We start from the raw sequence: 11,572 nt of genomic DNA on the forward strand, positions 1-11,572 counted from the left end.
ATTCTACATCGTTCGACCCTGCTTGCGGCTCGCGGGCGTTCTCGTTATAAGTCTCGGCACTTTTAGTGACAAGTCGTTGTATGCCGACCATGAGCCAAACCGAACCGCTAGACCAAGATCCCGTGTTCCAGCTGAAGGGCAGCATGCTCGCCATTACAGTGCTGGAACTGGCTCGTAACGACCTCGAGAACCTCGATCGTCAACTGGCCGCCAAGGTTGCCCAGGCGCCTAACTTCTTTAGTAACGCGCCATTGGTGCTGGCCCTGGACAAACTCCCGGCCAGCGAAGGCGCGGTCGATCTGCCGGGCCTGATGCGCGTCTGCCGCCAGCATGGCCTGCGCACCCTGGCGATCCGTGCCAGCCGCATCGAAGACATCGCCGCGGCCATCGCGGTCGACCTGCCGGTGCTGCCACCGTCCGGCGCCCGTGAGCGTCCGCTTGACCCGCTCGAAGGCCAAATCAAGAAAAAACCGGAAAAACCGCCAGAGCCGACGATCAAGCCAACGAAGATCATCACCTCGCCCGTACGCGGTGGGCAGCAGATTTATGCCCAAGGCTGCGATCTGGTGGTGATCTCGTCGGTCAGCCCGGGGGCGGAACTTCTCGCCGATGGGAACATCCATGTATACGGCCCGATGCGTGGTCGAGTGTTGGCCGGCGTCAAAGGCGACACGAAAGCCAGGATTTTCTGTCAGCAAATGAGCGCTGAACTGGTCTCCATCGCAGGCCACTACAAGGTTTCGGAGGATCTGCGTCGCGACCCTTTGTGGGGCGCGGGCGTACAGGTCAGCCTGTCGGGCGATGTGTTGAACATCATTCGGCTTTAACGGATACTGCCGCATTTTCCAAACATCTCTAAAACGTAGCGAAAACGGCTCAAACGAAGTAGGAAAAAGGCCACAAACAGTGTTTACCCCGAAGTAAGCGCCGTTCTGGACCGGATTCCAGCCAAGGCTGTCCGACTGCAGTAGTTTTTCTAGAGATGTTTTTCAGGGGCTAAATGTCCTTTTTCCTTAGGGGTGAAACACCTTGGCCAAGATTCTCGTGGTTACATCCGGCAAGGGTGGTGTGGGTAAGACCACCACCAGTGCTGCTATCGGTACCGGCCTCGCACTGCGCGGTCACAAAACAGTTATTGTCGACTTCGACGTCGGCTTGCGTAACCTCGACCTGATCATGGGTTGCGAACGCCGCGTGGTGTATGACTTCGTCAACGTGGTAAACGGCGAAGCCAACCTGCAACAAGCCCTGATCAAAGACAAACGCCTGGAAAACCTCTACGTACTGGCCGCCAGTCAGACCCGCGATAAAGACGCGCTGACCGTGGAAGGCGTGGAAAAAGTGTTGATGGCGCTGAAAGAAGACTTCGAATACGTAGTCTGCGACTCTCCAGCCGGCATCGAAAAAGGCGCCCACCTGGCCATGTACTTCGCAGACGAAGCGATTATCGTGACCAACCCGGAAGTGTCTTCGGTTCGTGACTCGGACCGCATGCTCGGCCTGCTGGCCAGCAAATCGCGCCGCGCTGAAAAGGGCGAAGAGCCGATCAAGGAACACCTGCTGCTGACCCGCTACAATCCGCAACGGGTCAGTGATGGCGAGATGCTCGGCGTCGAAGACGTCAAAGAGATTCTGGCGGTCGCCCTGCTGGGTGTCATTCCGGAATCCCAAGCGGTACTCAAAGCTTCCAACTCGGGCGTGCCAGTCATTCTCGACGACCAGAGCGATGCCGGTCAGGCATACAGCGATGCGGTCGATCGTCTGCTGGGCAAAACCGTGGAGCATCGTTTTCTCGATGTAACGAAGAAGGGATTCTTCGAGCGCCTGTTTGGAGGTAGATAATGAATCTTTTTGACTTCTTTCGTGCCAGCAAAAAGGTCAGCACCGCGTCGGTAGCGAAAGAGCGTCTGCAGATCATCGTGGCGCACGAACGCGGCCAACGCAGTACACCGGACTACCTGCCAGCCTTGCAGAAGGAATTGGTCGAGGTCATCCGCAAGTACGTCAATATCGGGTCCGATGACGTGCACGTCGCACTGGAAAACCAGGGCAGCTGCTCGATTCTGGAACTCAATATCACCCTGCCAGATCGCTAGTCGATCAGACAGGAGCCACGGCGGCTCAGGCCCCTTCTGTTAACGGAAGGGGCCTGAGCCGCCGTTGGCGTTTGTTACGAGGCTGTTTTAATGCCGCTGTCCAACATCCGCATCATCCATCAGGACGCCGCCGTACTGGTGGTGAACAAACCGACCCTGCTGCTCTCTGTCCCTGGCCGGGCCGATGACAACAAGGACTGCCTGATTACCCGCCTGCAGGAAAACGGCTACCCGGAAGCGCGAATCGTCCATCGCCTGGACTGGGAAACTTCCGGCATTATTCTGTTGGCCCGTGATCCGGACACTCATCGCGAGCTGTCTCGGCAATTTCACGACCGCGAAACCGAAAAGGCCTACACCGCCCTCTGCTGGGGACAACCGGAACTGGACAGTGGCAGCATCGATCTGCCCTTGCGCTACGACCCGCCGACCAAACCACGCCATGTGGTGGACCATGAATTCGGCAAACATGCCCTGACCTTCTGGCGCGTACTGGACCGTTGTGGCGACTGGTGTCGTGTCGAATTGACGCCGATCACCGGCCGCTCCCATCAGTTGCGCGTACACATGCTTTCCATCGGCCACCCACTGCTGGGTGACGGGCTGTATGCCCACGAGCAAGCACTGGCCGCCTGGCCACGACTCTGTTTGCACGCGAGCATGCTGAGCTTCACTCACCCGCAAAGCGGCGAACGCTTGCGCTTCGAGTGTCCTGCTCCTTTTTAAGCAACCGCCGAACCAAAAAACGCCCTTCCATTGAAGGGCATTTTTTTTGTTGCGCCACTGACCTCCGGCGATACGCCGCTGTTTGCCAAGATCCAGCCGCTGGATACCTTGAAGGCAACAGTGCGCGTGACCTTTGGCAAACCGCAGCGCAATGGTCGATTCGACTGGCCGCTGGAAGAGCTGATCAACACGCTCGAAGCGCAGCGCCGTGGCGTACAAATGCCGGCGCTGCAAGGGTTCGGTTATACCAAGGACCGACTGGAGGACGACTACATTCGACAGATCCCGGGTATCTCGAAGGAAAAATTCAACGAGGTGTACCTCGCGAGTAAACATGAGCATGTGGGCCGCAAGCAACGTCGCGAAGTGTTCCTCAATGGCAAGCTGATCACCGGCTGACTTCTCTTCGCCAACCGGCAGCCGGCGTACGTCGAACGGCATTGTCGCTGCAATGCCGTGAGCCAATACGTTAAACTTGCGCCATTGCTGTCTGGAGCTACTTATGCGCGAAGAGTTGAACCAAGGCCTGATCGATTTCCTCAAGGCCTCCCCTACCCCATTCCATGCCACCGCCAGCCTTGTTCAGCGCCTGGAAGCGGCGGGCTATCAACGCCTTGACGAGCGCGAGCCATGGACCACCGAAGCCAACGGTCGCTACTACGTCACCCGTAACGACTCGTCGATCGTCGCGTTCAAGATGGGCCGTCATTCGCCCCTGCACGGCGGTATTCGTCTGGTTGGCGCGCACACCGACAGCCCATGCCTGCGGGTCAAACCCCAGCCGGAACTGCAACGTCAGGGCTTCTGGCAGCTGGGCGTCGAAGTCTATGGCGGCGCACTGCTGGCGCCATGGTTCGACCGCGACCTGTCCCTGGCCGGCCGCGTGACCTTCCGCCGTGACGGCAAGGTCGAGAGCCAACTGGTGGACTTCAAGGCGCCGATCGCCATCATCCCGAACCTGGCCATTCACCTGAACCGTGAAGCCAACATGGGCTGGGCGATCAACGCCCAGACCGAACTGCCGCCAATCCTTGCGCAATTTGCCGGTGACGAGCGCGTGGACTTCCGCGCCGTGCTCACCGATCAACTCGCCCGCGAACACGGCTTGAATGCCGATGTCGTGCTCGACTATGAGCTGAGCTTCTACGACACCCAAAGCGCTGCGGTCATCGGCCTGCATGGCGACTTCATTGCCGGGGCGCGCCTGGATAACCTGCTGTCGTGCTATGCCGGCCTGCAAGCCTTGCTGACCACCGAAACCGAAGAAACCTGCGTGCTGGTCTGCAACGATCACGAAGAAGTCGGTTCCTGCTCGGCCTGCGGCGCCGATGGCCCTATGCTGGAGCAGACGCTGCGTCGCCTGCTGCCTGAAGGTGATGAATTCGTACGGACCATTCAGAAATCCCTGCTGGTCTCGGCCGACAACGCCCACGGCGTGCATCCCAACTACGCCGACAAGCACGATGCCAACCACGGCCCGAAACTCAACGCCGGCCCGGTGATCAAGGTCAACAGCAACCAGCGCTACGCCACCAACAGCGAAACCGCCGGGTTCTTCCGCCACCTGTGCATGGCCGAAGAAGTGCCGGTACAGAGCTTCGTGGTGCGCAGCGACATGGGTTGCGGCTCGACCATCGGCCCGATCACCGCCAGTCACCTGGGCGTGCGCACCGTGGACATCGGCCTGCCGACCTTCGCCATGCACTCGATCCGTGAACTGTGCGGCAGCCATGACCTGGCGCACCTGGTCAAAGTGTTGAGCGCGTTTTACGCCTGCCGCGAGCTGCCGTAATCCGCGTAGGAGCTGGTAGGAGCTGGTAGGAGCTGTCGAGAGAAACGAGGCTGCGATCTTTTGATCTTGTTTTTAAATAGCAAAGTCAAAAGATCGCAGCCTCGTTTCACTCGACAGCTCCTACACTTTCAATACCCCATTCGACAAGGCAGTCGCTCATGATCTCGTTGTCTTCGTTCCACGCCATGCTGATCCCGATTCTTTCCGGGATGATCATGCTGGCAATCGGCTTCAATTTTCGCGACAAGAACATCGGCGTGTTCGCGATGTGGATCGGCATGTTGACGATCCTCGCCACCGTGATTTTCAAGATCCTCGCCAAACTCAACGAATAAATCCTCACCCCTGGCTCGCATTGATTTTGACGGGCTCGTACACTCGGTCGATCCGCTCATCCCGAGGTTGACCGCCTAGTGTTCGCTCGTCTTTTTGCCCTGCCGTGTTTATTCCTTGTCTGCCTCATGACGCTGCTGCCGATGGCGCCCGCCCAGGCGGTCGGCTTGCCTGGCCTGCTCAACAGCTCGGCAAAACAGCCAGAGGCGCAAGAGCCCCTGGGGCAATCCCTGGACGAAGTCATCAAGTCGCTGGAGAACGATCAGCAACGCACCAAATTGCTGGCGGATTTGAAGAAGCTGCGCGATGTCACCAAAAAGGCCCAGCCGGTCACCGAAGTAGGCGTCCTGGGACTGATCGGTGGCACCCTGGCCAGTTTCGAAAAACAGTTTTCAGGCGCCGACAGCCCTCTCACTCGCTGGTCCGAAGAGTTCAAACTGGCCGAAGATGAACTGACCGCACTGGTGTTGCCGGCCAATGAATGGCTGCCGATCATCTTTGCCTTTGCCATGATCCTGATGCTCTGGAGTTTGCTGGCCGCCGCGCTGATCTGGGTCAGCCACCGGGTGCGGATGCGCTTTGGCCTGACCGAAGAACTGCCGCAGCACCCCAAGGCCCTGGACATGTTGCGCTTCGCCCTGCGCAAACTCGGGCCATGGCTGATTGCCTTGGTGATGACGGTCTACATGAGCTACGCCCTGCCCTCGTCACTGGGCAAAAGCCTGGCGATGGTGCTGGCTTATGCGCTGGTGGTCGGCACCTGTTTTTCGGCGATCTGCGTGATCGCCTTTTCGGTACTCGACGGCCCACACCGCCACCGCGCCCTATACATCCTGCGGCATCAAGCCTTTCGGCCGCTGTGGCTGATCGGCAGTTTTGCCGCGTTCGGTGAAGCCCTGAGCGATCCGCGACTGGTCGAAAGCCTTGGCAGTCATCTGGCGCACACCGCCGCGACGGTCGCCAATGTACTGGCGGCGCTGTCCACCGGGCTGTTCATCCTGCGGTTCCGTCGCCCCATCGCCCACTTGATCCGCAACCAGCCGCTGTCCCGGCGACTGACCCGCCGCGCCCTCAGCGACACGATCGAAATTCTCGGCACTTTCTGGTACATGCCGGCGCTGGTGCTGGTGGGGATATCCCTGTTCGCCACGTTCGTCTCGGCCGGCGATACCAGCACCGCGCTGCGCCAGTCGCTGATCTGCACCGTGTTGTTGGTGTTGTGCATGGTCATCAACGGCCTCGTGCGCCGCCATTCACTCAAACCACAGCGCGGCGTGAAGCGTCATGCGCTGTATTCGGAGCGCCTGAAAAGCTTCTTCTACACACTCGCCCACTTGGTGGTGTGGCTGGCGTTCATCGAACTCGGCCTGCGGGTCTGGGGCATGTCACTGATCCGCTTCACCGAAGGCGAAGGCCATGAAGTCAGCGTCAAACTGTTCAGCCTCGGCGGCACGCTGATTTTTGCCTGGCTGATCTGGATTCTCAGCGACACCGCCGTGCACCACGCCCTCACCCGCTCGCGCAAAGGCCTGGCGAATGCTCGCGCACAGACGATGATGCCGCTGATCCGCAACGTGCTGTTCGTGGCGATTTTCATCATTGCGCTGATCGTCGCCCTGGCGAACATGGGCATGAACGTCACGCCATTGCTGGCCGGTGCCGGTGTGATCGGTCTGGCGATCGGTTTCGGTGCACAGTCACTGGTAGCGGACCTGATCACCGGGCTGTTCATCATCATCGAAGACTCGCTGGCCATCGACGACTACGTCGACGTCGGCGGTCACCTGGGCACCGTCGAAGGGCTGACGATTCGTACCGTGCGCCTGCGGGACATCGACGGCATCGTCCACACCATTCCGTTCAGCGAAATCAAAAGCATCAAGAACTACTCCCGGGAATTCGGCTACGCGATTTTCCGGGTGGCGATCCCCTCCGGCATGGACATCGATAACGCGATCAAACTGATGCGCGACGTCGGCCAGAAGATGCGCACCGATCCGCTGCAACGGCGCAACATCTGGTCGCCACTGGAGATTCAGGGCGTCGAGAGCTTCGAGTCGGGCAACGCGATTCTTCGTGCCCGGTTCAAGACCGCGCCGATCAAGCAGTGGGAAGTGTCCCGAGCATTCAACCTGTCACTCAAGCGACACATGGACGAAGCCGGGCTCGATCTGGCGACGCCACGCATGAGCGTGCAAGTGATTACGGCGGGTGGCGGCCAGGTGCAGGAATAGCACTTAACTGCGGCGCTCAAGTCATAGGCACTGAAGCCAAAAAACAATAGTCATGGAGAATCCCGATGCAGCTGACCCGCATTGCACAAACATGTTTGCTGACCCTGTTCGGCGCACTGGCCGGCCACGCCAGCGCCGACACACTGGAAGGCGCCCGCACGCACATCGCCGAACAGGCCAAGGCCCTGGAACCCGAGCTGCTGGAAACCCGCCGCGACATCCACGCCCATCCGGAACTGGGCAACACCGAAAAACGCACGTCGGAGCTGGTCGCCAAACAACTCCGCGCCATGGGCCTGGAAGTGAAAACCGGTGTAGCTCGCACTGGCGTTGTCGCCATCCTCAAAGGCGCGCTGCCCGGACCGACCGTAGCGTTACGCGCCGACATGGATGCGTTGCCGGTCAAGGAAGTCTCGGACTTGCCTTTCGCCTCGAAAGCCAAAGGCACCTACCTCGGTAAAGAAGTCGACGTGATGCACGCTTGCGGTCACGACGCTCATACCGCAATCCTGCTCAGCACTGCGAAAATTCTTACCGGCATGCGCGACACCTTGCCCGGCACGGTGGTGTTCTATTTCCAACCGGCAGAAGAAGGCCCTAGCGATTTTATCCCCGATGGCAAAAACACCTGGGGAGCGAAAATGATGATTGAGGAAGGCGTGATGAAATCGCCGAAACCGGACGCAGTCTTCGGCCTGCACGTCTGGGCCGGCGTCCCCGCCGGTCGGATCGCCTATCGCCCTGGCCCGACCCTGGCCAGCTCCGATGATCTGCGCATTAAAATTCTCGGCAAACAGACCCACGCCGGGCGCCCATGGGACGGTATCGACCCGATCACCGTCGGCGCGCAAACCATCGTCGGCCTGCAAACCGTGGTCAGCCGCCGGACAGACATCTCGTCTTATCCGTCGGTGGTCAGCATCGGCACGATTAACGGCGGCACGCGTTACAACATCATTCCCGAGTCCGTGGACATGAGCGGCACTATCCGCTCCTACGACTACGCCATCCGCCAGAAACTGCACGCAGATGTACGCCAGACCGTCGAGAAAATCGCCGAAAGCGGCGGTGCCAAAGCTGAGGTGACGATCATCGAGAAGTATGACCCGACGATCAACAACCCCGCGCTGACCGAGAAAATGCTGCCGACCTTGCGCTGGGCGGCCAAGGACGACGTGGTGCAGGGACCGTTGGTGGGTGGAGCGGAAGACTTTTCCTTCTATGCCAAAGAGGCGCCGGGCCTGTTTGTATTTTTGGGTGTCACACCCAAAGATCAGGACATGAGCAAGGCTGCGCCGAACCATAATCCGGGGTTCTTTGTGGATGAGGCGGCGCTGGTGGTGGGCGTGCGGACGTTGGCTTCATTGGCCACGGACTATCTCTACGCTAACGCCAAACCCTGAGTCAAAAAACGCAGACAAAAAAATCCCCGAACCAGTCGGGGATTTTTTATGTTCGATCAATCAGCCCGAGAGCGGATCAATCTTCGCGATAGCGACGCAGCTTCAACTGCTTACCGGCAACGCGAGTGTCCTTCAGCTTGGTCAGCAGACGCTCCAGACCATCTTCCGGCAGCTCAACGAGGCTGAAGCTGTCACGCACCTGGATGCGACCGATTGCTTCGCGAGCCAGACCACCCTCATTGAGGATAGCGCCCAGCAGGTTCTTGGCAGCGATACCATCACGCGCACCCAGCGCGGTACGGCAACGAGCACGACCTTCGGCCAATGGAACCGGAGCACGACGCTCACGATCACCACGGTCCGGACGATCACCGGTACGCTCTGGACGATCGCCACGCGGTGCGTTGTTCGGCACCAGTGGACGTTCTTTCTCGATGGCAGCCAGGGTCAACGCCTGAGCGTTGGTTGCCTTGCGCAGCAGAGCAGCGGCCAGTGCACGCGGGGTGCAACCGATGTCGGCAGTCAGGCGATCCAGCAGATCACCGTGAGTCGATTCGGCATCAGCCACCAGCGGCGACAGGCTGTTGGTCAGTTTCTTGATGCGGGCATCGAGAACGGCCTGAGCATCCGGCAGGCGAACTTCGGCAACTTTCTGACCGGTTACACGCTCGATCACTTGCAGCATGCGGCGCTCACGTGGAGTCACCAGCAGCAGTGCACGACCTTCGCGACCAGCACGGCCGGTACGGCCGATACGGTGAACGTAGGACTCTGGATCGTACGGCATGTCAACGTTGAACACGTGAGTGATGCGCGGAACGTCCAGACCACGAGCAGCAACGTCGGTCGCCACAACGATGTCCAGACGGCCATCCTTGAGGGATTCGATCACGCGCTCACGTTGGTTCTGAGCAATGTCACCGTTCAGCGCAGCGGCTTTGTAGCCTTTGGCTTCCAGGGCACTGGCCAGGTCCAGGGTCGCTTGCTTGGTGCGCACGAACATGATCAGGGCATCGAAGTCTTCAACTTCCAGCAGGCTCAATACAGCCGAGGTCTTCTGGTCAGCGTGAACCAACAGGTGAGCCTGTTCGATCGCGGTAACGGTCTGAGTCTTGGTCTGGATCTTCACGTGTTGCGGGTCGCGCAGATGGCGTTCGGCAATGGCACGGATCGACTGTGGCAAGGTGGCCGAGAACAATACGGTCTGACGGGTTGGTGGCAGAGCCTTGAAGATAACTTCGAGGTCGTCCATGAAACCCAGTTTGAGCATTTCGTCAGCTTCGTCGAGAACCAGGTGGTTCACGGTCGACAGAACTTTTTCGTCGCGACGCAGGTGGTCGCACAGACGGCCCGGAGTGGCGACAACAACCTGTGCGCCATTACGGATTGCTTTCAGTTGTGGACCCATAGGGGCGCCGCCGTAAACGGCCACAACGGTAACGCCCGGCATTTGCTTGGCGTAGGTTTCGAAAGCGGTTGCTACTTGCAGCGCCAACTCACGGGTTGGCGCCAGGATCAGGGCTTGCGGCTCGCGCTTAGCAGGATCGATGCGATGCAGGATCGGCAGGGCGAACGCAGCGGTTTTACCCGTACCGGTTTGCGCCTGACCAATCATGTCGTGACCGGCCATGATGATCGGGATCGATTGCTGCTGAATAGCCGAAGGCTCTTCGTAGCCAGTCGCGATGACGGCTGCAAGAATATTCGGATTAAGATTAAAAGCGGCGAAGCCGCCGGTTTCCTGGGTCATGGGTCTGCCTCTAAGTGCATCCGCAAAGACCCATGCTCCAAAGCTGCGCATGCCGTGTAAGACTCAAGAGTCGCCCTGGCTGCTTTGTCGGCGGGGATTTGCGAAAACGAATGAATGAAAAAGATTCGTCAAGGGAGAGTCCGCTGTGCGGACGTGCAGCCGAAGCTGACTTCGGGGAATTGCGCTACCTAAACGCGGCCCGGTTAAAGGCCGGCGCGCACTATACCGGAATTAGCCCAAAAAGGGAGCATTATTTGTCGGAAAACTGACGGATACACCGTTGTGTCACAGGCTTTGCGGATAATCGTGCAACGGTCTATTTTTCAAAGGCCCGGCCCTGCTGGCGATGGCGCTAAAACGGTTCATCGTTATCAGGCAGACCTGCTGTCTCACAGACCCCTACCCACCCCTTCCCACCCGAGGAAATGCTCCATGAATCAGACCTGTTCCAGCCGTGTGAGCCGTGAACGGCACGGTCATGTCCTGATGATCGGCCTGGATCGGGTGGCCAAACGCAACGCCTTCGATCTCGAGCTGCTCAACGAGCTGAGCCTGGCCTATGGCGAGTTCGAGGCCGACAGCGAGGCGCGGGTGGCGGTGGTATTCGGCCATGGCGAGCATTTCACCGCAGGGCTGGACCTGGTCAGTGCCAGCGGGGCCCTGGCCGAAGGCTGGCAGGCACCGCCCGGCGGCTGTGATCCGTGGGGCGTTTTCGCCGGCCCCAGAGTCAGCAAACCGGTGATCGTCGCCGCGCAAGGCTACTGCCTGACCATCGGTATCGAATTGATGCTGGCCGCTGATCTCAACCTGTGCGCCAGCAACACCCGTTTCGCCCAGAAAGAAGTGCAACGCGGAGTCTTCCCGTTCGGCGGCGCCACGTTGCGCCTGCATCAGGTCGCTGGCTGGGGCAATGCCATGCGCTGGCTGCTGACCGGCGATGAATTCGATGCCCATGAGGCGTTGCACCTGGGGTTGGTGCAGGAAGTCATGGCCAGCGAGGACCTGCTGCCACGGGCGATTGAGTTGGCTGAGCGGATTGCCCGGCAGGCGCCGCTGGGGGTTCAGGCGACGTTGATGTCTGCAAGGCAGGCGCGTTATGAAGGGGAAACAGCGGCGGCGCGGGGTTTGCAGCCGCTGGCGAAGAAGTTGTTGACCAGTGAGGATGCCAGGGAAGGCGTGCGATCGATGATCGAGAAGCGGCCGGGTGTGTTCAAAGGCTGCTGACGTTCAACCGGTGG

At 59.6% G+C, this 11,572-nt stretch carries 11 protein-coding genes; 10 read left to right on the forward strand and 1 reads right to left on the reverse strand.

The features are described 5' to 3' along the window. Positions 1–89 precede the first annotated feature (89 nt). From minC to ACMXYJ_RS23610, 9 genes are all read left to right on the forward strand, one after another. Positions 90–827, forward strand: coding sequence for a septum site-determining protein MinC (gene minC, locus ACMXYJ_RS23570; RefSeq protein ID WP_046054034.1), 738 nt, complete (start codon positions 90–92; stop codon positions 825–827). A 202-nt stretch (positions 828–1,029) separates the two neighbouring features. Beyond that, positions 1,030–1,842 (forward strand): septum site-determining protein MinD, encoded by an 813-nt coding sequence (gene minD, locus ACMXYJ_RS23575; RefSeq protein ID WP_033057165.1) that lies wholly within the window; start codon positions 1,030–1,032, stop codon positions 1,840–1,842. Beyond that, on the forward strand, positions 1,842–2,096 hold the full coding sequence (minE, locus tag ACMXYJ_RS23580) for a cell division topological specificity factor MinE (RefSeq protein ID WP_007898843.1): 255 nt from the start codon (positions 1,842–1,844) through the stop codon (positions 2,094–2,096). The genes minD and minE overlap by 1 nt, the downstream gene beginning before the upstream one ends. Positions 2,097–2,186: 90 nt before the next feature. Further along, the gene (locus tag ACMXYJ_RS23585; RefSeq protein ID WP_415757139.1) at positions 2,187–2,822 is read left to right on the forward strand and encodes an RluA family pseudouridine synthase; all 636 of its coding nucleotides are present in this window, start codon (positions 2,187–2,189) and stop codon (positions 2,820–2,822) included. A 30-nt stretch (positions 2,823–2,852) separates the two neighbouring features. Further along, a complete protein-coding gene (locus tag ACMXYJ_RS23590; RefSeq protein ID WP_415757140.1) occupies positions 2,853–3,221 on the forward strand; it encodes a hypothetical protein in 369 nt (122 codons plus the stop codon). A 103-nt stretch (positions 3,222–3,324) separates the two neighbouring features. Next, complete coding sequence (locus ACMXYJ_RS23595; protein WP_415757141.1) at positions 3,325–4,614, forward strand: M18 family aminopeptidase; 1,290 nt, start codon at positions 3,325–3,327, stop codon at positions 4,612–4,614. A 158-nt stretch (positions 4,615–4,772) separates the two neighbouring features. Beyond that, a complete protein-coding gene (locus ACMXYJ_RS23600; RefSeq protein ID WP_176471556.1) occupies positions 4,773–4,949 on the forward strand; it encodes a hypothetical protein in 177 nt (58 codons plus the stop codon). Between the two features lie 78 nt (positions 4,950–5,027). Next, positions 5,028–7,181 carry a mechanosensitive ion channel family protein gene (locus tag ACMXYJ_RS23605; RefSeq protein WP_415757142.1) on the forward strand — a complete coding sequence of 718 codons (2,154 nt, stop codon included), beginning with the start codon at positions 5,028–5,030 and terminating at the stop codon, positions 7,179–7,181. 65 nt (positions 7,182–7,246) lie between these two features. Then, positions 7,247–8,584 (forward strand): amidohydrolase, encoded by a 1,338-nt coding sequence (locus ACMXYJ_RS23610; RefSeq protein ID WP_415757143.1) that lies wholly within the window; start codon positions 7,247–7,249, stop codon positions 8,582–8,584. Positions 8,585–8,660: 76 nt separating this feature from the next. Here the strand turns inward: ACMXYJ_RS23610 and ACMXYJ_RS23615 are convergent, their stop codons facing one another. Then, positions 8,661–10,334, reverse strand: a complete 1,674-nt coding sequence (locus ACMXYJ_RS23615; RefSeq protein ID WP_415757144.1) for a DEAD/DEAH box helicase — start codon at positions 10,332–10,334, stop codon at positions 8,661–8,663. A 432-nt stretch (positions 10,335–10,766) separates the two neighbouring features. On the opposite strand from ACMXYJ_RS23615, the gene ACMXYJ_RS23620 reads away from it, so the two are divergent. Next, positions 10,767–11,558, forward strand: a complete 792-nt coding sequence (locus ACMXYJ_RS23620; RefSeq protein ID WP_415757145.1) for a crotonase/enoyl-CoA hydratase family protein — start codon at positions 10,767–10,769, stop codon at positions 11,556–11,558. Positions 11,559–11,572: the final 14 nt, after the last annotated feature.

Origin of the sequence: Pseudomonas arabinosi (assembly GCF_047758675.1) — a bacterium.
Taxonomy (GTDB): Bacteria; Pseudomonadota; Gammaproteobacteria; order Pseudomonadales; family Pseudomonadaceae; genus Aquipseudomonas; species Aquipseudomonas arabinosi.

What these genes read in the sequence shown, in the direction of transcription:
- ACMXYJ_RS23615 (WP_415757144.1), bottom strand. Translation starts at nt 10,334, where the DNA reads ATGACCCAGGAAACCGGCGGCTTCGCCGCTTTTAATCTTAATCCGAAT.
- ACMXYJ_RS23620 (WP_415757145.1), top strand. Translation starts at nt 10,767, where the DNA reads ATGAATCAGACCTGTTCCAGCCGTGTGAGCCGTGAACGGCACGGTCAT.
- ACMXYJ_RS23585 (WP_415757139.1), top strand. Translation starts at nt 2,187, where the DNA reads ATGCCGCTGTCCAACATCCGCATCATCCATCAGGACGCCGCCGTACTG.
- ACMXYJ_RS23600 (WP_176471556.1), top strand. Translation starts at nt 4,773, where the DNA reads ATGATCTCGTTGTCTTCGTTCCACGCCATGCTGATCCCGATTCTTTCC.
- ACMXYJ_RS23610 (WP_415757143.1), top strand. Translation starts at nt 7,247, where the DNA reads ATGCAGCTGACCCGCATTGCACAAACATGTTTGCTGACCCTGTTCGGC.
- minC (WP_046054034.1), top strand. Translation starts at nt 90, where the DNA reads ATGAGCCAAACCGAACCGCTAGACCAAGATCCCGTGTTCCAGCTGAAG.
- minE (WP_007898843.1), top strand. Translation starts at nt 1,842, where the DNA reads ATGAATCTTTTTGACTTCTTTCGTGCCAGCAAAAAGGTCAGCACCGCG.
- ACMXYJ_RS23595 (WP_415757141.1), top strand. Translation starts at nt 3,325, where the DNA reads ATGCGCGAAGAGTTGAACCAAGGCCTGATCGATTTCCTCAAGGCCTCC.